This is a genomic window from Rhizobium sp. Leaf341 (genome assembly GCF_001424325.1).
Classification (GTDB): domain Bacteria; phylum Pseudomonadota; class Alphaproteobacteria; order Rhizobiales; family Rhizobiaceae; genus Ferranicluibacter.
Genome location: NZ_LMPE01000015.1, coordinates 829,865 through 852,311, shown reverse-complemented (window position 1 = coordinate 852,311; position 22,447 = coordinate 829,865). Strand labels below are relative to the sequence as shown.

Here is a 22,447-nt window from a genome sequence, read left to right as displayed (position 1 = left end):
AAAGACGGGAGGGGTAAGGAAAGGGCGACTCAGCCGCTCTTTTCCTGCTGCAGGCTTTTCTTCAGCGCATCCATGATGTTGATGACATTGCCCGAGGATTTGACGGGCGCGCGCGACTTTGGTGCCGGCTTCCCATCCTTCTTCTGGCGGCTCTTGATGAAGGCCTTGATCTTCTTTTGAACGGGATCCTGGACGAGCGTCGGGCTCCAGGCGCCCTTGTCCTTCTCGACCAGCTTGGCGACCATCTCGCGTTCCGTTTTGTCGCCTTTCGCCTTCATGTCGAGGTCGGCCATGGCTTCGCGGACCTCCTCGCCATAATGCAGGGTCCACAGAACGATGCCCTTGCCGTTCGGCACGAGCAGGACGGCGCGCTCGCGACGGTAGAGAACGAGGCGGGCGATGCCGACGACGTTCTTTCGGGTCATGGCCTCGCGGATCACGCAGAACGCCTCGGCACCGACCTTGTCCTCGGGCACAAGAAAATGTGGCTTGTCGTACCAGATCCAGTCGATCGCATCGCGCGGGACAAATGTGGAGATGTCGATCGTGCGCGTGCTCTCGAGGCCCACGCCCTCGATCTCGTCGTCTTCGAGCAGGACATAGTCGTCCTCGCCCTTCGGGAACCCTTTGACCTGATCCTTCGCGGCCACCTTCTTGTGCGTCACGCTATCGATATAGCGGCTCTCGACCCGGTTCTTGGTGGCACGGTTGAGCACATGAAAGCGCACCTTCTCGCTCTCCGTCGTTGCCGGCGTCAGCGACACGGAGGCCGTGACGAGGGAGAGACGGAGGTAGCCTTTCCAGAAACTGTTGCGGGCCATGTCGGTGTCGTGTCCTGTGGATGGGAATGGCGGATCATCAACCCGCCACCGCCCAAAAGGTTGCCGGACGGCACGCGGCCGCCCGGTTTCGAGCCCGTCGGATCAGCCTTCGCGCGTCAGCTTCAGGATGGCCGAGGTCCCTTCCTTCGGATTCTCGGTCACCGCGTAGACCGCGCCGTCGGGGCCGACCTTGACGTCGCGGATGCGGGCTTCGAGCGGCACGCGCTCCTCGTGGCTGACCTTGTCCCCCTCCATGTGAAGGACGACGAGGCCGGTCGAGACGAGGCCGCCGATCAGCGCTGCCCCTTCCCACTCGGGAAAGGCCGATCCGCTGTAGAACACCATGCCGGACGGGCCGACCACCGGATCCCAGTAATAGACCGGCTGCTCCATGCCGTCCTTCGCCGTGATGCCGTCGCCGATCGGCGCACCGCTATAATCAATGCCGTAGGTGATGACCGGCCAGCCGTAGTTCCGCCCCGCCTGGGGCATGTTCAGCTCGTCGCCACCCTTCGGACCATGCTCGACAGTCCACAGACGCCCCTTGGCATCAAGCGCTGCCGCCTGGAGGTTCCGGTGGCCATAGCTCCAGATTTCGGGCTTCGCATCACCCTCGCCGGCAGAGGCAAACGGATTGTCGGGCAGTGCCTTGCCAGAGGTATCGATGCGGAAGACCTTGCCGAAGCCGCTCTTCAGATCCTGCGCGAAGACGCGGGTCTCGCGGTCGGAGCGCTCGCCGACCGTCACGTAGAGTTCGCCCTGCTTGCCGAACACCAGCCGCGAGCCGTAATGCTTGGTGTTGTCGTAGCTCGGCGTCTGGCGGAAGATCACGGCGACATCTTCCAGCGCCGCGCCGCCGCGATCGTCCGTAACCAGCCGGGCAGACGCGACGGAGGTGCCGTTTCCGTCCTCGCGCGGCTCGGAGAACGAGAAGAAGATCCGGTTGGACGTCGCAAAATCCGGTGCCACCGCAACATCCAGCAGGCCGGCCTGGCCATCGGAAATCACCGCGGGAACCCCCTTGAGGGCCGCGCTCGGCTTGCCGTCTGACGTCACGATGTGCATGGACCCCTTCTTGGCGGCGACCAGCATGCGGCCGTCCGGCAGGAACTCCATGGACCAGAGCTGCGGCAGGCCTTCGGCGACGGCCTGATGCGTCACCTTGGGCATCGTGTCCGGCTGCGGCGCGCGCGTCTGGTTTTCGAAGGCGGGCTTCTGATCGGGTGCGTTCGCGGCTTCCGTCTCGACAGGCTTTCCGGCAGCCTTGATCTCGCCGGTGGCTGGCGGCTGACCTTCGACATGATCGATCGGAGAGGTGTCGCCCGTCGATTGCGCCATCAGCGGGCTTGCGCTGAGGAAGGCTGTCAGGACGGTTCCGGCGAGGAGGCAAGCACGCGTTTTCATCGATGTTCCTGTCTGATGACGGCGTCGAACGACGCATTGACGATGCTGGAAAGGTAGAGCGTCGCTTGACGAAAGCTCATCGCGCCCTGTTCAAGAATATTTTATCGCCGCGTCAGACAGGTTGCCGGTCTTCGGTCAATCACGGGTCGGAAGCGTTTGAAGAGCGGGGCGGCGATGGTGTAGATGAGGCGCATGAAGATCGCATTCTACGCTCCCCTCAAGTCGCCGCACCATCCCACGCCGTCCGGCGACCGGCTGATGGCGCGGCTGATGATGCAGGCGCTCGAACAGGCCGGGCACCGGGTAAGCCTCGTGTCCGAGCTGCGCAGCTTCCTGCGCATGCCCGAGGATATGGCCGGCCTCGGCGTCTCCGCGCATGCCGAGCGCGCGCGTATCGCGGCCACTTGGCGGACCGACGGCGTGCCCGACTGCTGGTTCTGCTATCACCCCTACTACAAGGCGCCCGACCTTCTGGGCCCCTCTCTCGCGCGCGATCATGGCATAGGCTACGTCACGGCCGAGGCGTCCTATTCGGCGCGGCGGGACGGGCAGGGCTGGGCATCGGCACAGGCTGCCCTTCTGGAAACGCTGACCTTCGCGTCGGTCAATATCTGCATGACGGAGCGTGACAGGGTCGGTATTCTCGCCGGCGCTCCGGACGCGCGCGTCGAGCGGCTGCCGCCGTTCATCGACCCCGGACTGTTCCTGGCCCATGCGCCCGCGCCGCATCCCGGCCGCCTCGCGACGGTCGCCATGATGCGGCCCGGCGACAAGATGGACAGCTACCGTATGCTGGCCGACGCGCTTTCCCGGCTGCTGCACCTGCCGTTTACGGTGACGGTCATCGGCGACGGCAAGGCACGGGGCGAAGTGGAGGCCCTGTTTGCACCGCTCGGCCCCGGCCGTGTCGTCTGGTGCGGCGAGCGGAGTGCGGACGAGGTCGCAGCGCTCCTGTCGACCTGCGCGCTCTATGTCTGGCCCGGCTGCGGCGAGGCCTATGGGCTCGCTTATCTCGAGGCGCAGGCAGCGGGGCTCCCGGTGGTGGCCCAGGCCATTGCCGGCGTTCCCGAAGTGGTCGAGCACGGTCGAACCGGCGTGCTGACGCCGGCAGGCGATATTGATGCCTATGCCGACGCGATCGCGGCATTCCTGACCGACGAGATGCGGCGTCAGGCCATGGGTGAAGAGGCTCGGCTCTTTGCGGGCCAGGAGCGCGCGCTTGCGCCGGCCGCGGCACGGCTGGCCGACATTCTCGACCGGGCCGTTCCGTCGGGCAGGGGGGACACGGCATGAAGGCGGGTGGCGATACCGACATCATTGCGGCACTCGACCGTTTTCGGGACGCCGGACGGGTCGCCCGCTTCTGGTTGCGCGACGACGATGCGATCGAACCGACGGCGGGCCTCGATCGCCTTCTGGACCTCACGGAAACGCATGGCGTTCCCCTGGCGCTCGCCGTCATTCCCGAACCGACGGGGCCGGCTCTCGCGCGGCGGCTGGCCCGCGCGCCGTTTGCCTCCGTCACGGTCCATGGCTGGCGGCATGCCAATCATGCGACAGCCGCCGCCAAGAAGTGCGAGCTCGGTGCCGATCGTCCGGCGGATATCGTTCTCGGCGAGCTCGCGGCGGGGTTAGCCAAGCTTTCCGACCTTTATGGCGATCGCTGTCTTCCCGTGCTCGTGCCGCCGTGGAATCGTGTCGATCCGGGCCTTCTGCCCGGTCTGCCGGATCTCGGTTTCCGGGCGCTTTCGGTCTACGGGCCGGAAAAGCGGTCGCCGTTGCCGATGGTCAATACACATGTGGACGTGATGGACTGGCACGGCACGCGCGGATGCCGCGACGCGCAGGCGCTACGGCGCGAGATCGTGGCGCGGCTCGGCGTGTGCCTGGCCGGCGGCGGCAGCGTCGGGCTGCTCACGCATCATCTTGTCCATGACGAGGCCGTCTGGACATTTCTTGGCGAGCTCTTCGTCGCGACCACGGGTCATCCGGCCTGCCAGTGGGTCGGGCTGTCCGCGCTTGTAGATCTTGCGGCGGCCGATTTCACAACGGCGGATCAGAACCGGTAGCTCACGCCGAAGCCGAGCGTCAGGCTTTTGACATCCGTGCGGGCCGTCACGCCGGAATTGGTCAGCACCTGCGTCGGCGGCAGAACCAGCCGCATTTCGGTGTTGGCGAACCATGTCTCGGTCATCCGCACATCCAGACCGACGCGAAAGACGGGCGAGAGCTGGGGATCCACCCGGAAGTCCTTCACGAGCGGGCTGGCGGACTTTGCGCCCGTGTACCAGGTCGCCACCGCACCGAGGCCGACATAGGGATTGAACCGCGCATCCGGCAGGACGTGATATTCGAACGATACACCGACCGGCACCGCCCAGACCGAGCCGACATCGATATCGCCGAAGATCGTGTCGCGGACGCTGAACCGGGTCTTCAGGGCGCCCGTCTGACCGGTGATCGCGAGGCGGTCGGTGAGGAAGTAGCTGACATCCATATCCGGCAGAACCATCCGGGGGACATCGACCCGGCCACCGATCACGTCGATATGCGACCGGACGTCATAGGGCAGAACGCCGGACATGCGCGCCCGGACGACGACATCGCCGGCCTCGAAGCCGTGTTCCGCTGCCTGCGCCTTAGCGGCATCCTCGCCGGCGTCCTGGGCAAGCGCCGATGTCGCTGGCACAAGGGACACCAGCAATCCCGCGACCAGGATCGCGGAGACGGACGCCCCCCGACCGGGCGGTCTCTTGCGGCGGAAAGACCTGGGCATCGTCTTGCTGCGTCCCACCGGCTTCGACGACATCATCACACTCCCTATCGCGAGATATCTAATGTAGAGTGTAATGTTTAAGGTATTTTGTGCATGGATGACACGGATTTTGTGTGGTGACTTCGGGGAGGGACGCCGTGAGGCGAAGGACGCAGTTATGGTAGACGTGGTGACGCTTTTGATAACCAGCGTGACGGCACGGGCAGGGTTTCTCATCGTCTTCCTGTTGTACAGCTTCCGCCCGGGTGCCGTGACCGCCTACCGGTTCTGGACACTCAGCATCTTCTGTTCGGCGCTCGGTCTCTGGATCACCTATCAGGATCCCCGCTTTCCGAATTTCGAGGCCGGGAAGGGCGCGCTCGTCTATTTCATCGTCAGCCTCAGCGTGGTCTCCGTCCGGGCGGGTGCGCGGTCGTTTTTCGGCGTGCCGATCGACCAGCCGCCTTTCCTCTGGACCTGTCTGGTGCCGCCTCTCGTCTACTGGGCAACGGCCACCGCGCAGCTCCCGCCGGCCTATGTGCTGGCGCTGACGCAATGCGGGCTGGTCTACATGCTGTGTACGGCGTCGCTGAGCTTTCTGAAGGTCCGGAAGCGCACGCTTCTGCCGGCCCAGATTCTGGTCGGCTCGGCGCTCGCTTTCTACGCTCTTGCCCTTGCCGGTACGGTGGGTTCCCTGCTGATCAGCGAGATCTTCGGCTATCCCGCTCTCGGTCCCAACAGCAACAATGTCTATCTCTCCGTCTTCATCGACCAGACCTTCAGTGTCCTCATCTATGTCGGCCTCATCTCGATGACGCTCGAGGAAGCGCAGCGGCAGATGCAGGTGGCTGCGACCACGGATCTCCTGACGGGTCTCGCCAATCGGCGGGGACTGGAGGAGCGGACGCTCGCGGTGATCGGCGCTGGGCGGCGGGGGCGACGGCCCATGGCCGTGCTGATCGCCGATATCGATCACTTCAAGTCGATCAACGATCTCTACGGCCATTCGCATGGCGACATCGTGCTGAAGCAGTTTGCCGAGAGGTTGCCCGTCGTCGTCAAGCGGCAGGAGGATGTGCTGGCCCGGTGGGGCGGCGAGGAATTTGTCGCCGTGCTGCATGATGCAACGCTCGAGGATGCCACCCGGCTTGCGGAGCTGCTCTGCCGCGCGATCGAGTCGCGACCCTTCGAGGTGGAGGGCATGACGATCCCCGTGACCGCGAGCATCGGCGTTGCGCCCTTCCGGCAGGAACAGCCGCTGCTAGAGCACGCCATCCATATTGCCGACGCAGCGCTCTACGAGGCCAAGCGCACAGGCCGCAACCGGGTCTGCGTCCGTCTGGCGTAGGGAACCGTGTCCGCTCTCGTGCCGTTAGAGATCGACGATCTGGCCGTCAAAGGCCGAAAAGGCGCCGGGAAAGAGGATTTTTGCCTGTTTCTCGACAGCGTCGAGGGCGTCGTCGGTGCGGAAGGGGGCATGATGCATGAAGGCGACGCGCTTTGCGCCGGCTGCTTTGGCCAGGCGGATGCCCTGTTCCCACGACGAGTGGCCGTAGCCCACATGGCGCTCCATCTCGGCGTCGTCATACATCGCATCGTAGATGAAGAGATCGCAGCCCTCGATGAGCGTGAGAACGGCCGGATCGAGGACGCCCGGATGATGTTCCGTGTCGGTGATGAGCGCACAGGCGCGTCCGCCCCATTCGACGCGGTAGCCGACGGCGCCGCCGGGATGATTGAGGCTGCCGGTCCGGATCTCGATGCCGGGGACGGGGGCGAGACGGTCGCCCGAACGGAAATCCCGCGCATCCAGCGCGGCGCGGCAGATATCGGGTTCCACCGGGAACCAGGGCGGTCGCATGAACTCGCCGATCATCTGGCGGGTCGACATGCGCCCTGCGAGATGCCCGGACCAGAGGGTGACGTCGGCCGAATGATCATAGAGCGGCGGGAAAAAGGGCAGGCCGATGATATGGTCGTAGTGACAGTGGGTGAAGAACAGGTTGAACGCAGACACGCCTTCGGCCTTGAGCGCGACGCCGGCCGGCATCAGGCCGGAGCCTGCGTCGAAGATCAGGCGTTCGTTTCCGCATTGCATCTCGATGCAGACGGTTCGGCCGCCATAGCGCTGAAACTCGGCCCCCGATACCGGCAGGCTGCCCCGAACGCCCCAGAAACGTACGCGAAACAGATTTTCGTCCAAAGTTTGCTTCAGTTTCGGCCCGCCGGTGTGACGTGGCGTGCCGCGACTGTCCCTCTCACTTGCTTGGGTCAGGATCGACCCTGCCGGCTTCTTCGTCCGGCCGTATTTTTGACATGTTATCCAAACTGTCCACATGAAGCGAGACAGGCATTCGCTTTTTCTCGCATCCCGTGCCAGAGACACGCTGAAACTACCCGATCCCGATTTCGAAACCGTTGCCGTCGCCATGACTTTTGAGGTTTTTCCGCCGATCGCCGTGATTGCAGACGCCCATGTCCACGATCCCGCGGCGGATTTCGGCTTTCCCGGCGCCCTGCAGACCGGAGGCCTGTCGGTCCGGCCCCTGTCGGAAGGAGCGCGGTCGACCCGGGTGTTCAACGAGAGCCTGCAGGCTTTCCGGACCGCCCTCGACGACGTGGCCGCACGCGGCATCCGGCACGTGGTGCTCCTCGGCGACTATACCGACGACGGCCAGATCGCGACGACGGCAGCCGTCGCAGAAATCCTTGGCGACTACCGCGCGCGCCACGGCATGGCGTTCTTCGCCTTGCCGGGCAATCACGATATCTTCGGCGATGCCGGCCGGCACCGGACAAAACGGTTTCTGCAGGCGGACGGATCGAGTGCCGTGGTCACGAGCCATCCGGTCACGCCTGCGCATGATCCGCTGCCGCCGGGCATTCCGCGCGATATCCCGGTCACCGTGTCTGCGGCAATGTTCTGCCCGGGCTATCCCGACGGCCTCATGGCGCTTGCCGAGCACGGCTACTTTCCGCAACCCGGCTATCTCCATTGGGAATCCCCCTTCGGATCCGAGGGCGACGTGGAAGCGCGAATGTTCGCCGCCGTGTCGGCGAGCGGGCGGACACGGCGGCCGTTGATGGAGGCGTCGTATCTGGTCGAGCCCGTCGAAGGGCTGTGGCTGCTCATGATCGACGCCAATGTCTTCGTTCCGATCGACGGATCGGACGACTGGGTCGACAGCACCTCCGCGGGCTGGAACGCGATGCTAGAGCACAAGCGTCATGTGATCTCCTGGATGACCGATGTCGGCGCACGGGCGGCGCGTCTCGGCAAGCGGCTCGTGGCCTTTTCGCACTATCCTGCGCTCGATCCGCTGGATGGCACGCAGGCCGCGGAGATCGCGCTTCTCGGGCCGACGGCAACGTCAGGTCGCGTTCCCCGGGATGCCGTCGGAGAAGCCTTCATCGAAGCGGGGATCCAGCTGCATTTCAGCGGTCATCTTCACGTCAACGATACCGCGCGGATGACGCGCGGGGGCAAAGCCTTCATCAATATTGCCGTGCCCTCGCTTGCCGGTTTTCCGCCCGCCTACAAGATCCTGACGCTGCGCACCGGTGCGGCCGAGATCGAGACCGTCCCGCTCGGCGACATGCCGATGGATGCGGCGATCGGAGCGCTTTACGCCGCAGAGGTGCGCCGGACCGGCGTGGACACCGGGGGGATGGCCGAGGCGACCCGCTATGGCGAGTTTCTCTCGGCCCATATCGGACATCTCGCGTGGCGCAGACACCTCAAGCGCGAGTGGCCGGCAGCGCTTGCCGCCGTGTTGCGGGCGGCCACGCTCGGCGACCTCGCGCGGCTGGCGGTCCGGCCCGTCGTGCCGATGGGCGATGCCCTGTCCATGCTGCCCGCGGCGCCCGGACTGGCACGGTCTCCGGAAAAGGACGGTCCCGAAACCCTGTCGGCCATCGCTTTCCTCGGGGACTGGTATCGCCTGCGCATGGGAAGCGATCTTGGACGAATGGCCATCAGCCCGCAGCGCCTGCGGTTCTACGACCGGCTGTCGGCGCTCTATTCGTCGCAGACCTGGCCCGAAGGCTCGGCGCAAGGCGGCATCGCCGCGATGCTGGCGCTGTTTGAGGCCTATCGAAGCGGGCTTCCCTCGGTCGATATCCGGATCGACCTTGCGACCGGCGACATCACCGACCTCTGAATGCGCCTATTCGAGCTCGCGCACCCGGCTGCGGGCTTCCGTCAGCTCGCTCGTCGTATGGCTCAAACGGTCGGCCAGCACGCGCATGATCTCGATGGTGATTTCGGGAAAGTCGGTGAGCAGCTTGATGAAGTGGTCCTTGCGGATCCGCAGGGCCTCGACGGTCGTCGTCGTCTTCACCGTCGCCGTTCGCGAGACATCGCACAGAATGGCGATTTCGCCGACGATCGAGTTGCGCTCGACCTCGGCCACGCGGATCGGGCCGGTTGCGGAATCGACAAGGATCTCCGCCTTGCCGTCCAGCACGACATAGGCCGCATCGCCGGCATCGCCCTGGTGGAAGAGCGTTTCGCCGACGCCGTAGCTCACCCGATCCGAGGTGAAGGCCAAAAGCTTCAGCTTGCCCGCCTCGACGCCGGAAAAGAGCGGCACCCGCCGCAGCATCTGCACTTCGTCCTTCAGCAACATCAGCTCGTCAACTCCTCATCCTCGGCGATACACGCCCTCAAACGTCCAGAGGCTGCAGCAATGCCTGCCCGCCATCCGGTGCCTCTCGATCGGCCGGTTCCTGCCGCTCGTCCAGTCCCCGTTGGTATCACGAGGTTACCAGCTGTTTAAAGACACCGTCATTGTTGAACAGATTGGCGTGCGTGTCATCCTCTACGAGAGCGCCGCGGTCGAATACCAGCACACGCTCGAACAATTTCGTCAAGCCGTTGTTGGACAGCACCCAGATCACGGCCGGATTGGCGCCGTTGCGGGTCAGCAGCTTCATCACGTCGCGGACGATCTCGTCCTGCAGCCGGTGATCGAGACTGGGGAGCGGGCGGTTGAAGACGTAGTAATCGGAGCGGCGAATGATGGCGCGGGCCAGATTGAGCTTCTGCCGCTGGACGGCCGTCAATCGCTTGCCGCCGGCGCCCAGATTGAAATCAAGGCCGATGTCCAGCACCTGTTCGATCAGGCCCTGCGAATTCAGGAGCGAGGACACGATGGCGCGGATCCGCTTGGATCCGTCGGTGTGCTTGTGGCTGATGCGGCCGAACAGCACGTTGTCCATCAAGCTGGCCGAAGCGAGATATTTCTCCGGATCGTAGCGCTCGATGTCGTGCGAGAGATCCTCCGGCATGTTCTCGTGGAACTGGCGGCGAACATCGACGATATGCGCCATCAGCTCGTCCGTCAGGAGACCGAAACGGTGGCGCGGTTCGACGTAGTTGAAGCTGAGACGGATGATCTGGTAGCGGTCGTCCTCGCTTGCCGTTTCCAGGCCCTTGCCGGCATATTTCTGCAGCAGGAGCTGATAGGCCGGGATATCGTCGGCGGTCATGAAGGTCAGCTGCTGGAAGAAGGGATGATCGGGCGGCAGGTCGGCAAAGAGTTCGACCGCGTTTTCGGCGATCTGGTACCCCATGTCGAACAGAACCCGGTCGATCCCCGTCTCCGAGACGACCTTGCGGAAATAGGGGTTCTTGGCGATGGCACGTCCGGCAACGCTCGGGGCCGTCGCCGTGCCGAACAGCAGGTTCTCGCCAACGGTCGCTTCCATGTTGTATTCGCCGGGCTCGAAATAGGCGATCAGCCCGTTGAGGCCGGCTTCCTCGAGCTCTTCGCGCAGCGCCTGCCGCATTTCCACGATGCTCGCCGCAAACTCCGGCCTGTCGGAAGGCTCGATATTGGTCCGCAGGGCCAGATCGAGAATGTCCTTGGACAGCTGCACCGTGTCGAGCACGGCAAGGATCGACGGGAAGAGATCCTCGGCCTGCGTCGAGCCGGCAGCGACATAGTCGATCCAGTCGGCATTGACGTCGTAGTCGGGATTTCCAGCGAGCTTTGCTTCCGTCATCTCCCATTTGCGATGGGCGGCGAGGCTGCCTTCGTAGGTCGCGGCCGCCAAGGGCGCATGCTTCAGCCCGTAGAGCAGATTGTCGCGCAGCGAGCCGTAGAAGAAGAAGGTGTCCGAGGATGCGTAGGTGATGCTGCGCCCCACGACCGATTCCGGCAGGTGCAGCAGATCCTCGCCGCCCAGCGTGACCTTGCCGCCCTCCGGCCAGATCAGCCGGCCGAAAGCCTCGGCGAGCACGTCGCCGCCGCTGGCCGCTCCCCCGATGATGGCCACCTTCTCGCCCGGCTTGATCTCCACCGAAACGCGCTCCAGCAGTCGCGCGCCGCTGTCGTCGGCGAGCGTGAGGCCGGTGGCGGCAAGGGAGCCCGCCCTGCAGCCTTCGTCCTTCGTCGTACCCGCGTCCTTCGTACCCGCTGCGGCCGCGGCACCCGCCACGCCAGCACCGACGGCAACCGCACCGGCCGCACCGGCCGCGGAGACCGCCTGGATCTTCGGATCGATCAGCGGATCGACCGTGAATTGCTCGACCACCTGAACATATTTCACCTGCACGTCCTGGCGCAGCTGATCCCAGTCGATCAATTCCTTAAGCGGGCCGGGCAGATCCTTGTAGGCGCTGATGACGGCGACGAGCTGGCCGATGTCGAGCTGGCCCCGCAAAGCAAGATAGCCGCCGATGCAGTAGAACAGGAATGGCGTCAGCTGCGCGAGGAAGTTGTTGATGAACTTCACCATGAACTTCCACTGGTAGAGATCGTAACGGATCTTGTAGATCCGCCCCAGCCGCGCGGCCACATCGGCGCGCTCGTAGTTCGAGGTGTCATAGGCGTGAATGGTGCCGATGCCGTCGACGATCTCGCTCACGCGGCCGGCCAGTTCGCGCGCCGTGATCTGGCGCTCGCGGCCGAGCACGAGGAGGCGGCGGCGCATGCGCGGGATGATCGTCGCCTGAATGCCGACCATGAAGGCGGCGATGAAGCCGAGCCACATGTTCTGCATGAAGATGAAGGCGAGGGCGGTCAGCGCCTGTCCGCCGAGCAGGGCCGGCGAGACGAAGGCATCGCCCGTGAACCCGCCGAGGGGCTCCACCTCGTCCTTGACCATGGACGAGACCTCGGCCCCCTTCATCCGCTTGAACTGGGTGGGCGGAAAGCGAAGGATGCGATCGACGAGCTCGAAGCGGATGCGGCGCAGCAGGCGCTCGCCCAGTCGGCCCTTATAGGTGTTGATGTAGAGCTTGAAGAGCCCGTTGACGATGACGAGCAGGAGGAAGATGACGCTCAACGCATAGAGCGTTTCCATCCGCGTCAGATCGATCCCGTTGAACAGCGTGACATTGCCGATGCCGGGCAGAGAAAAGGAGATGTCGAAGAAGCGCTGCGTTGCCCCCGGCTGTTCGAAGCCCTTTCCCTGAATGGGGCCGTTGACGATCTGCTTGGGCAGGTCAAACGACAGGAAGTAGGGAATCATCGAGACGGCGACGACCAGAAGGATCCACAATTGCTGCTTGCGCGTGTGGGTCCAGATGTAATGGGTAAGGCGTATATCCATGAAGGGCTGCCATCGAGACGAAGCGGAGACGACGCGGCGGACCAGGTGCTCGTCTGTCTCCTCCGTTCCATCGAAATCTATAGCACACGCACCCGGAAAACCACCCGCAAACGCATCGCTCTGTAGGTCCTTGCCGACACCTTTGGCGCGCGCTGCCTTATAGCATGTCGCGCAGGATGTCCGCCGTCCGGTCGGCACCTTCCAGATCGATCGACAGGTCTCCGGCCGGGAAGGCTGGAGCGTCGAGGCCGGCACGAATGGCGTCGGCCATCCGTTCCGGCGAGATGTCGGAATCATCGAGCGCGGTGACGAGGCCGAGGCGTTCCAGCCGTTCGGCGCGGGCCGCCTGCTCCGTCTCGCCGCCGGTCGTGAAGGGCACGACGACCGCGCGGCAGCGGGCCCGCAGGATGTCGCATACCGTGTTGTAGCCGGCCTGGGATACCGACAGGCGGGCAACCGAGAGGAGGCTCGCAAAATCCGGACGGAACCGGAAAACCTGGACGTTTCCGACCACGCCGGCCGCGATCGCATCATGATCGGCCTGGGCGAGGTTCGGCCCTGTGACCAGGGCCCAGGGCTTGTCCGGGCGGAGGATCGCGGTCGCGCCCACGACGGCATGCAGTACGTGCCGGCCGACGGCGCCGCCGCCGGCGGAGACGACGACCTCGAACGTGTCCTTCGGGGTTTCCGGCTGTGGTGGTGCGACGAGGCCGGTATAGACCACCTTTTCGGCGATCTCGTCTGCATGCGGGAAGGTTTCCTCGAGGCGTGCGAAGCTCGGATCGCCGTGGATGAGGATGCGGTCGAAGTAGCTGTCGATGTAGTCGACCGTCTCCCGGTCGCGCTCCGGCTTCGGGCGTTTCTGCAGGATGTCGCGGACCGAAGCGAAGATCTTCGGCGGCTCGGCCATGGCGCGTGCGGCATCAAGGAAGGGCAGAAGCTCGAAGCGCATCTGCCGCCGACCGAACGGAAACGCCTCGGTGAGGATGGCGTGCGGCCGGATATCGTGGAGAAGGGCCAGCAGCCGGTCGCGACGCATGGCGCGAAAGGCATCGTCGACCGGATGACCGTCGATGTCCTCGAGCGCCGAAAAGCCCTCGTCGCTCGACACGACCGGCGGCAGCGCGACATGGCGAACGGCCGGGCCCGGGAAGCCAGCAACGGGCTTGCCGCCGGTGACGACGGTCACGTCGAAGCCTCGCACGGCCAGCGCATTGGCGATCCGGCTTGCGCGGGTGAGGTGGCCGATGCCGAGCAGGTGCTGGACGTAGAAGAGAACCCGTTTCGGTTCCGGATCGGTCATGGTGCGGTCCGCCATTCTGTTTCGAAAAGATTGCGTAGCTGGGTGATGCTGCTGTGGTAATCGAAATCGCGCCGGACGCGCCGTTCGGCGGCTTGGCCGAGCGATGCGCGCAAAGCGGGATCGCGGATGGCCCGCTCGAGGGCATGGGCAATCGCGTCGGGATCTTCCGGCGGCACGAGCAGGCCGGTTTCCCCGTCGCTGAGCAGTTCGGGCACGCCGGAGATTGTGGTGGAGATGCAGGCGAGCCTTTGGCTTGCGGCTTCGACGATCACGTTCGGCAGGCCGTCTCGGTCGCCGTCCGCGCCGATGCGACAGGCAAGCGCAAAGATGTCGGATGCGCGATAGCGGGCCAGCACGTCCTCCTGCGCCATCGCGCCCAGCCAGTCGATGCGGTGGGAAATGCCGAGATCGGTCGCCATGGCCTTCAGGGTCTTGGCCAGCGTACCGCCGCCGATATGCACGAAGCGCCAGGCCAGATCGTCTGGCAGCCGGGCAAGCGCCGTCAGGAGGAGGTCGTAGCCCTTCTTTTCCACGGCCCGGCCGACGCTGAGAATGACGACGGGATCCGACAGGTCGCTGCCGTCACGCGGGGGGCGCGTCGCCTCGAAGGGGGCGAAGCGGGCAAGGTCGAGGCCGTGATAGCTCAAGTGCACGGTTGCCGTGTCGGCTGCGAGCGTGCGGAGATGCTGGAAGCCGGTCTCCGTGCAGGTCACGGTCCATCGATTGGCGGCAAGCTTGTCGGTCAGCTCCCAGTCGGGCGAGGTCCAGATGTCCTTGGCGTGTGCGGAGCATGTCCAGGGAATGTCGGTCAGGAGGCTCGCATAGGCGGCAACGGAGGCCGGTGTGTGGATGAAATGGGCATGGAGCCACGCACCGCCGTCCGGCCATTCCGCCGCGAGCACGGCGGCCTGGCCGAAGCGCCGGATCCTGTTGCGCGAGACGTCGCGCACGAGGTCGCGCCGGAACGCCGCAAACGCCTTGCGGAAGCCGGCGCGGCGTGTGGCGGCCAAAAGTCCCCGCAAGACCCGCAGCGGCTCGTGATGAAGATATTCCGGCAGATAGAGCACAGGCGCGCGGATCTCGTCGTGGACCGGATGCCGCTTCGTGTCCGTCGGGTGGCGCATCGAGATCAGTGACAGCTCGAGTCCCGCCTGCTCAAGGCCGAGCAGTTCCTGCGCGATGAAGGTTTCCGACAGGCGTGGATAACCCTTCAGGATGACGACGATCTTGCGGCTTTGCATGAAGTCTCAGGCCTTGACGACGCTCAAATGGTCGCGATCCCGCCCATCTAGCATGTCGCCGACGATCCGGGAAATGTTGCTGAGTCCGTCGAGATGCATATTGCAGGCATGGTGGGACGGCGGCGCGCGGTGCGGCAGCGCATGCAGTGCTGCGGCGAGCCGCTTGGGGTCCGCGGCTTCCTGCGGTAGCAGCATGTCGACCAGGCCCAGTTCGCTGGCGCGGCGGGCGCGGATCAGCTGCTCCTCGCGCGGCGCGACGCGCGGCACGATCAGGGCCGGTTTGTCGAACGACAGGATTTCGCAATAGGTGTTGTAGCCGCCCATGGCGACGACGCCGCTCGCATTGGCGATAAGTTCCTCCATGCGGTTGTCGAACTCGATCACCTGCAGGTGGGGCGTCAGCGCGCATTTGGACAGGAGTTTGTGGCGTTGCTTGGCCGGCATGTAGGGGCCGAGCACCACGAAGGACGGATGCGTCAAGGTCGGGTCGGCCCGGTAGGCATCCACGACGTCGTGCACGAGGTCCGACCCGTCGCCGCCACCGCCCGTGGTGATCAGAATATATTCGCCTTTCGGCTTATGCTCGGAGCTGACGTCGAGCGAGACGCTGCGCTGGAGGAACCCGACGAAGTTCATGCGCGTGCGCACCGACGCCGGCACGTCGAGACCGACCAGCGGGTCGTAGAAATCGGGAGGACCGTAGACCCAGACGGTATCGTAGAACTGCCCGATCTTGCGCATCACGTCATTGCGCTTCCACTCGGCTTCCAGGAGGTGAGGGGCGTCCATGACCTCGCGCAGGCCGAGCACCAGCGTCGTGCCCTGATGCTTCAGGTAGGACAGCGTATCCTCCACCTCGCCGCGGAGCCCCATGGGTTCCTTGTCGACGATGAAGATGTCGGGCTTGAAGGTCTCTGCCGTGTGCCGGATGATCGAGCGGCGCATCTTCAGCGTCTCGTTCAGATCGATATGGCGATCCATCGACGTGTATTCGCCGTTGCGCAGCTTGATGACGCTCGGGATCTTCACGAAGTCGACGCGGGCGCGGTAGTCGTAGGCGCCCGCAATGGTCGCGCCGGAGATGATCAGGACCTGCAGGCCGCGATAATCCTCGACCAGGGCATGTGCGATCGCTCGGCACCGGCGCAAATGGCCGAGACCGAACGTATCGTGGCTGTACATCAGGATACGGGCATTTTCGATGCGACGTGTCATCGGCACGGCTCTCCGTGCTGGGCAAGCGTGATCAGCATTGAAAACTCACTTGTACGGATCAGCCGCATCTCTAAGCCCGTCACCGAGGAAATTGAAGGCCAGGATGACGAGAATGACCGGGATAGTTGGATAGAGCAACCACGGATAAAAGGCGATGGTACTGACGCTGCGTGCTTCCGTCAGGAGAATGCCCCAGCTCGTGATCGGCGGACGCAGGCCGAGACCGAGGAAACTCAGGGCGGTTTCGCCGAGAATCATCGCCGGGATCGACATGGTCGCGCTGGCGATCAGATGCGACATGAATCCGGGGACAAGATGGCGCCCGATGATGCGGCTGGTGCGCGCACCCATCAGCTGCGCCGCCAGCACATAGTCCTCCTCGCGGAGCGCAAGCAGCTTGGACCGCACCGCACGGGCAAGACCCGTCCAGTCGAGAAGGCCGAGGATGGCGGTAATGCCGAGATAGATGAAGAGGGGGCTCCACGTCACCGGCATGATGGCGGCGAGCGCCATCCAGAGCGGAATGCTCGGGATCGACTGCAGCACCTCGATGATCCGCTGGACGATCAGGTCGAAGATGCCACCCTTGTAGCCGGCGAGACCGCCGATGACGATACCGAGGACGAAGCTCACCGTCACGCCGAGAAGGCCGATCGTCAGCGAGATGCGTGCGCCGTAGAGGATGCGCGACAGCACGTCGCGGCCGAGGCGGTCGCTGCCCAGCATGAAGAATTGACCGCCTTCGGCCGGGCAGACCAGATGCAGGGAGGCGGGAACGAGGCCCCAGAAGTCGTAGGCATCGCCGCTGCAGAAGAAGCGGAGCTTTTCGACCCGCTCCGGATCTTCCGTATAGACGCGGCGCAGCGTGTTCATGTCGAGGGTCATCGTGCGGCCGTAGACGAAGGGGCCGACAAACTGCCCGTCATCGAACAGGTGCACCTGCTGCGGTGGGGCGTGAATGAAATCGACGTTGCGGGTGTGGAGATTGTAGGGCGCCAGAAACTCGACGACCGTGATCATTGCGTAGAGCAGGGCCAGGAAGACGAGCGAGACGACGGCCACCCGGTGACGCTTGAACTTCCACCACATCAGCTGAAGCTGCGAGGCCTCGTAGACGTGCTTCTGTTCCTCGCTCATCGCTTCCACGGCCATGGGATCGAAAGCCGCTGCGGAGACGAAGTGCTTCAGGGGCTGGCCGGGGGCCGGCAGGCAGGCCGGTTGGTTCGGTGCGGACGGGACGGTCGACGGAGGATGCGGAACGGTCACTTGGTGCTGCCCCCCTGGAGCCGGATGCGCGGATCGAGCAGCGCCAGCGCGATGTCGGAGACGAGCACGCCGATGACGGTGAGGAAGGCGAGGAACATCAGGAAGGAGCCGGCCAGATACATGTCCTGGCTCTGCAGCGCCCGGATCAGCATCGGTCCCGTCGTTTCCAGCGACAACACGATGGCCGTGATTTCGGCGCCGGAGATGATGGCCGGCAGGATCGAGCCGATGTCGGCAATGAAGAAGTTGAGCGCCATGCGCAGCGGATACTTCACCAGCGCGCGGAAGGGATGAAGTCCCTTGGCCTTCGCCGTCACCACATATTGCTTCTGAAGTTCGTCGAGCAGATTGGCCCGCAGCCGCCGGATCATGCCGGCGGTGCCCGCCGTGCCGATGATGATGACCGGGATCCACAGGTGCTCGAGGATCGACAGGAACTTGTCCCAACTCATGGACTGCGAGAGATACTTCTGGTCCATCAGGTGCCCGATGGAGGTGCCGAACCACATGTTGGCGAAATACATGAGGATCAGCGCGAACATGAAGTTCGGGATGGCGAGGCCGAGGAGACCGAGGAACGTCAGCCCGTAATCGCCCCAGCTATACTGATGCGTGGCCGAATAGATGCCGATCGGAAAGGCGATGATCCATGTGAAGAAGATCGTGACGAAGGAGACGAGAACCGTCAGCCAGAGGCGATCGCCGACGACGTCGGACACCGGCAGCTGATACTCGAAAGAATAGCCGAAATCGCCGTGCAGCATGCCGGCGACCCAGTGGAAATAGCGGATGACGGGAGGCTTGTCGAAACCGTATTCGGCCCGCAGCGCTTCGATCTCGGCCATGTCGACGCCTTCGCCCTGCGCGCGCATCTCGGAGATGTAGCTCTCGAAATAGTCGCCCGGCGGAAGTTCGATGATGGTGAAGACGAGGGCCGAGATGATGACGAGCGTCGGGATCATGACGCCGACGCGCCAGAGAATGTATCGCAGCATCGATCAGCTCACCTTGTCGCCGAGCCAGAACGTATCCGGCATGTAGATCCCGAAAAAGCAGGTCGGATCGAAGCCGTAGAGGCCCTGTTCCGGGACGTTCTGCATGCGCGCCGCGTGCAGGATCGGCTGGAGCGTCGCATTGACCATGCCGATGGAATAGACCTGGTCCGTGTAGATCGACAGCATTTCGTGCCAGATCCGCGCACGCCCGGCCGTGTCGGCCGTGCGACGCCACTCTTTCAGCAGGTCCACGAGCTTCTGCGCTTCGGGCAGCTCCGGTGCGTGGCCGAACTGGCCCAGCGAAAGATAGTGCATGCCCCAGACCGGCCATTGCAGCTGGTCGTCGGCACTCGGAGCCAGCTGGCCCGGGCTCATGTCTGCCGTCGCCACGCCATTGGCAAGGCCGAACCACATGGACATCATGATCTCGCCGCCCATGGTGCGGTTGCGGAAGACCTCGCGCTGCGATGTCTTGATGAAGAGCGGGATGCCGATCTTCGCCCAGTGATCGGTGATGAGTTCGAGCACATCCGTTTCCAGCGTGCTTTCGCCGGCGGTCTCGACCACGATCTGCGCGACGCGGCCGTCCGGCAGCAAACGCATGCCGTCGTCGTCGCGCTGGGTCAGGCCCACCGCATCCAGAAGGAGATTGGCCTGTTCGGGGTCGTGCTGCGACCAGGCCGCGGCATATTCGGGCTTGTAGAGCGGGCTTTCCGGCAGCACGGTATCGGCGCTTTCCTTGCCCAGACCGTAGAAGGCGACCATGTTGATCTCGCGCCGGTCGATGGCGAGCGACAGCGCCCGGCGAACCCGGACATCGCGCAGCAGGCCCTGCCAGACGGGATCGCCGTAATTGAGGTTCGGAAGCAGGGCCACGCGCGAGCCCTGTGTCCGCTTCCACAGCTTGACCTTGACCGGATAGCGCTTTTCGCTGTCCTTGATGAAGGCGTAGTCCACGAAGTCGATGTTCTGCGATTGCAGGTCGGCCTCGCCACCCCCAGTCTTGGCCGCGATGATGCCGGGCGACGAGACGTTGAGGACGACGCGGTCGATATAAGGAAGCTGCACCCCGTTCTCGTCGACACGGTGGAAGTAGGGATTACGGTCGAAAATGAACTGTTCGGCAGGAGACGCGGTCGTGTTGACCCAAGGGTCGAGGGACGGCAGCTCGGGATTGTCGGGCCGGCTTTGGCGCGACATCTTGATGTGCAGATCCACCCATTTCTTGACCCGGTACTGCTTCATGAAGGCCTTGAGCTGTTCCTCGGTCTGATACTTCTTGTGGAACTGCTTCATGTAGGCGGCCGGCAGCAGCAGGGTCAGCGGCAGTGCCGATGCGAGGTTCGGCAGGAAATCCGGATTCGGCGCGTCCCAGCTGTAGCGGACGGTGCGCGCATCGAGAACCTCGAACCGCGGCGGCTTGCCCTCGGCGAGGAGCTCCTGCTGCACGCCGCCCTTGCGCAGGTCCTGATCGAGGACAACGTCCTCCCAGGTGTAACGGAAGTCCTCCGATGTGACCGGGCTTCCGTCCGACCAGCGATGGCCCTCGCGAATGCGGAAGGTGAAGACCTTTTCGCCGTCGATGTCGCAGGCTTCCAGGATGTCCGGCTGAAAATTCAGCTTCTCGTCGTAGCCAACCAGGCGGGCATAGCCGTTGATGTACATCACACGGATGTCCTTCTGGCTGCCGATGAGAATGCGGATGGCGCCGCCATAACTTCCGGGGGTACGCCCCATGGCCGCGAGGTTCACGACGCGCGGCGTCTTGGGAATGCGCTCGGCCATCGGCGGCAGGGTCCCGGCCGTGATTTTTTCGACGAGGATCTCAGGCTCCGCTCCCGCGGCCATCGCGTTGCGCGGCAGCAGGAGCCGCGGCATGGCGACGGCGGTTGCGAGAAGTCCGAGCGTGGTGCGGCGCTTGATCACGGCTGAAGCTCCTTGACGTCGGCATTGCGGCTTGCCAGCACCCAGTGACCGTTGCCGAGATCCGCCGGGGCGAGACCTGCGTCGCTTTCCCCGGGGCGAAATGCGGCATGCCATCGCTTCTTGTCGGATGCACCGCTCGCGCTCAGCGCGACGAAGTCCAGCGGCCGATCGAGATCCGGGAACGGGACGGCTGCCAGAAGCGCCTTGGTATAGGGGTGCACGGGCGCGCGCATCAGCATTTCGCGCGGCGCCAGTTCCACGATGCGGCCGGCACACATCACGGCGATGCGATCGGCCATGTAGTCGACGACCGCAAGATTGTGCGAGATGAAGAGGTAGGTAAGGCCAAGTTCCGCCTGCAGATCCTTGAGAAGGTTCAGAATCTGGGCCTGCACGGAGACATCGAGCGCGGAGACGGGCTCGTCGCAGATCAGCAGCTCCGGCCCGAGCGCCAGGGCGCGGGCAATGCCGATGCGCTGGCGCTGTCCGCCGGAAAAGCTGTGCGGATAGCGGTTCATGTGCCGCTCGCTGAGGCCAATGGCCTTCAGCAGTGCCTTTACCGTCTGCTGCCGGCTTTTCGGATCGCCGCGGTGGTGGATTTCCAGTGGCTCGCTGAGGATGTTCTGCACCGTCATGCGCGGCGACAGCGAGGAGACCGGATCCTGGAAGATCATCTGCATGCGCGTGCGCAGGCGATCGAGCGACGACCCGTGCGCCTCCCGGATATCGATCGGGCCATCGGCCGAGTTCAGCATGATCGAGCCCGTATCCGGCGAGAGGGCCCGCATCAGGATCTTGCTCAGCGTGGTCTTGCCGCAGCCGCTTTCGCCGACAAGCCCGAGACATTCACCGCGATGAATGTCGAAGCTGACGTCGTCGACGGCGCGATGCTCGCTTTTCACACCCTTTTTCCACCAGCCGGCCTTGCGGCTGGTGAACGTCTTGCCGATGTGGCGCACGGACAGGAGAACGTCCTCGCCCGGTGCGGGAAGCGTGTCCTCAACCCGCGGGAGAGGCCGTTTCGGTGCGCTTTCGCCCTTGCGCCGCACAATCAGGTTTTCGACGTTGACCGGCACCTCGCGCAGTGCCTTCAGGCGCTCGCCGGGTTTCATGTCGAAATGCGGCACGGCGGCCATCAGCCCCTGGAGATAGGGATGGGACGGGTTGCGGAAGATCTCCTCGACGGAGCCCGCCTCCATGATCTCGCCATGATAGATCACGACGACCTCGTCGGCCATGTTGGCGACGACGCCGAGATCGTGCGTGATCAGCAATACCGCCATGCCGAAGGTCGCCTGCAGATCCTTCAGCAGCTGCAGGATCTGGGCCTGGATGGTGACGTCGAGCGCGGTCGTCGGCTCGTCGGCAATGAGGAGAGACGGCCGGCAGATCAGCGCCATCGCGATCATGGCGCGCTGGCGCATGCCGCCGGACAGTTCGAAAGGATACATGCCGAAGGCGCGTTTCGGGTCGGGAAAGCCGACAAGCCGCAGCATTTCCTCGGTCTGCGACCGCTGTTCCGCCTTGTCCACATCCCGGTGGACGCGCAGGCTTTCGCTGATCTGGTTGCCGATCGTGTGAAGCGGCGACAGCGACGTCATCGGCTCCTGGAAAATCATGCCCATGCGGTTGCCCCGAAAGGCGCGCATGTCCGCGCCATCGGGTGCGAGAGACGCAAGATCGACGACCCCGCCCGGAGCGGTCTCGTCCTTGAACAGGATCTTGCCGCCGATCTCCGCCGATTTCGGCAGAATACCCATGATGGCCTGGCTGATCACGGACTTGCCGGACCCGGACTCGCCCACCAGGGCGGTGACCTTGCCTGGCAGGACGCGAAGGCTTGCCTTGCGCACCGCGTCGATCCGACCGCCGAACATGGCGAAGGAAACGCTCAGGTCTTCGATCCTCAACAGGTCTCCGCCTGATGTCATGCCTGCCATTCCCCACTTTTTTCTCCATCCGGT

General features: G+C 64.3%; 17 protein-coding genes. 4 read left to right on the top strand and 13 right to left on the bottom strand.

Annotated features, from left to right (window positions below; translation table 11 throughout):
* Positions 1 to 29: 29 nt before the first annotated feature.
* Both ku and ASG03_RS18650 read right to left on the bottom strand, forming a co-directional pair.
* Complete coding sequence (ku, locus tag ASG03_RS18655; protein ID WP_062695029.1) at positions 30 to 821, bottom strand: non-homologous end joining protein Ku; 792 nt, start codon at positions 819 to 821, stop codon at positions 30 to 32.
* 102 nt (positions 822 to 923) lie between these two features.
* A complete protein-coding gene (locus ASG03_RS18650; RefSeq protein WP_443216641.1) occupies positions 924 to 2,159 on the bottom strand; it encodes a PQQ-dependent sugar dehydrogenase in 1,236 nt (411 codons plus the stop codon).
* 258 nt (positions 2,160 to 2,417) lie between these two features.
* On the opposite strand from ASG03_RS18650, the gene ASG03_RS18645 reads away from it, so the two are divergent.
* Together ASG03_RS18645 and ASG03_RS18640 are read left to right on the top strand one after the other, a co-directional pair.
* Positions 2,418 to 3,518 carry a glycosyltransferase family 4 protein gene (locus tag ASG03_RS18645; RefSeq protein WP_062695028.1) on the top strand — a complete coding sequence of 367 codons (1,101 nt, stop codon included), beginning with the start codon at positions 2,418 to 2,420 and terminating at the stop codon, positions 3,516 to 3,518.
* Positions 3,515 to 4,294 (top strand): polysaccharide deacetylase family protein, encoded by a 780-nt coding sequence (locus tag ASG03_RS18640; RefSeq protein WP_062476644.1) that lies wholly within the window; start codon positions 3,515 to 3,517, stop codon positions 4,292 to 4,294. Before ASG03_RS18645 ends, ASG03_RS18640 begins: the two co-directional genes overlap by 4 nt.
* Here the strand turns inward: ASG03_RS18640 and ASG03_RS18635 are convergent.
* A complete protein-coding gene (locus ASG03_RS18635) occupies positions 4,282 to 4,923 on the bottom strand; it encodes an OmpW/AlkL family protein (RefSeq protein WP_162241408.1) in 642 nt (213 codons plus the stop codon). The two genes, ASG03_RS18640 and ASG03_RS18635, sit on opposite strands and share 13 nt — an antisense overlap.
* Positions 4,924 to 5,158: 235 nt before the next feature.
* On the opposite strand from ASG03_RS18635, the gene ASG03_RS18630 reads away from it, so the two are divergent.
* Positions 5,159 to 6,328 carry a GGDEF domain-containing protein gene (locus ASG03_RS18630; protein ID WP_062695027.1) on the top strand — a complete coding sequence of 390 codons (1,170 nt, stop codon included), beginning with the start codon at positions 5,159 to 5,161 and terminating at the stop codon, positions 6,326 to 6,328.
* Positions 6,329 to 6,352: 24 nt separating this feature from the next.
* On the opposite strand, the gene ASG03_RS18625 is transcribed toward ASG03_RS18630, so the two are convergent.
* Entirely contained in the window at positions 6,353 to 7,183 is an 831-nt protein-coding gene (locus tag ASG03_RS18625; RefSeq protein ID WP_062476635.1) for an MBL fold metallo-hydrolase, read from the bottom strand.
* A 226-nt stretch (positions 7,184 to 7,409) separates the two neighbouring features.
* Here ASG03_RS18625 and ASG03_RS18620 point away from each other — a divergent pair, with 226 nt between their 5' ends.
* Positions 7,410 to 9,140, top strand: a complete 1,731-nt coding sequence (locus ASG03_RS18620) for a metallophosphoesterase family protein (protein ID WP_062695336.1) — start codon at positions 7,410 to 7,412, stop codon at positions 9,138 to 9,140.
* Between the two features lie 6 nt (positions 9,141 to 9,146).
* On the opposite strand, the gene ASG03_RS18615 is transcribed toward ASG03_RS18620, so the two are convergent.
* The 9 genes from ASG03_RS18615 to ASG03_RS18575 all read right to left on the bottom strand — a co-directional run bounded on the left by ASG03_RS18615 (position 9,147) and on the right by ASG03_RS18575 (position 22,414).
* Entirely contained in the window at positions 9,147 to 9,608 is a 462-nt protein-coding gene (locus ASG03_RS18615) for a cyclic nucleotide-binding domain-containing protein (RefSeq protein WP_062476632.1), read from the bottom strand.
* Between the two features lie 127 nt (positions 9,609 to 9,735).
* A complete protein-coding gene (locus ASG03_RS18610; protein ID WP_062476629.1) occupies positions 9,736 to 12,537 on the bottom strand; it encodes an ABC transporter transmembrane domain-containing protein in 2,802 nt (933 codons plus the stop codon).
* 157 nt (positions 12,538 to 12,694) lie between these two features.
* On the bottom strand, positions 12,695 to 13,840 hold the full coding sequence (locus ASG03_RS18605; RefSeq protein ID WP_062477139.1) for a glycosyltransferase family protein: 1,146 nt from the start codon (positions 13,838 to 13,840) through the stop codon (positions 12,695 to 12,697).
* Positions 13,837 to 15,081 carry a glycosyltransferase family 4 protein gene (locus ASG03_RS18600; protein ID WP_062695026.1) on the bottom strand — a complete coding sequence of 415 codons (1,245 nt, stop codon included), beginning with the start codon at positions 15,079 to 15,081 and terminating at the stop codon, positions 13,837 to 13,839. Before ASG03_RS18600 ends, ASG03_RS18605 begins: the two co-directional genes overlap by 4 nt.
* 6 nt (positions 15,082 to 15,087) lie before the next feature.
* A complete protein-coding gene (locus tag ASG03_RS18595) occupies positions 15,088 to 16,296 on the bottom strand; it encodes a glycosyltransferase family protein (protein WP_062695025.1) in 1,209 nt (402 codons plus the stop codon).
* Positions 16,297 to 16,341: 45 nt separating this feature from the next.
* Entirely contained in the window at positions 16,342 to 17,505 is a 1,164-nt protein-coding gene (locus tag ASG03_RS18590; RefSeq protein WP_443216640.1) for an ABC transporter permease, read from the bottom strand.
* A gap of 53 nt (positions 17,506 to 17,558) precedes the next feature.
* Positions 17,559 to 18,557, bottom strand: coding sequence for an ABC transporter permease (locus ASG03_RS18585; protein WP_062476616.1), 999 nt, complete (start codon positions 18,555 to 18,557; stop codon positions 17,559 to 17,561).
* Between the two features lie 3 nt (positions 18,558 to 18,560).
* Entirely contained in the window at positions 18,561 to 20,483 is a 1,923-nt protein-coding gene (locus tag ASG03_RS18580; protein WP_062695024.1) for an ABC transporter substrate-binding protein, read from the bottom strand.
* Positions 20,480 to 22,414 (bottom strand): ABC transporter ATP-binding protein, encoded by a 1,935-nt coding sequence (locus tag ASG03_RS18575; protein ID WP_062695333.1) that lies wholly within the window; start codon positions 22,412 to 22,414, stop codon positions 20,480 to 20,482. The genes ASG03_RS18580 and ASG03_RS18575 overlap by 4 nt, the downstream gene beginning before the upstream one ends.
* Between the last annotated feature and the right edge of the window lie 33 nt (positions 22,415 to 22,447).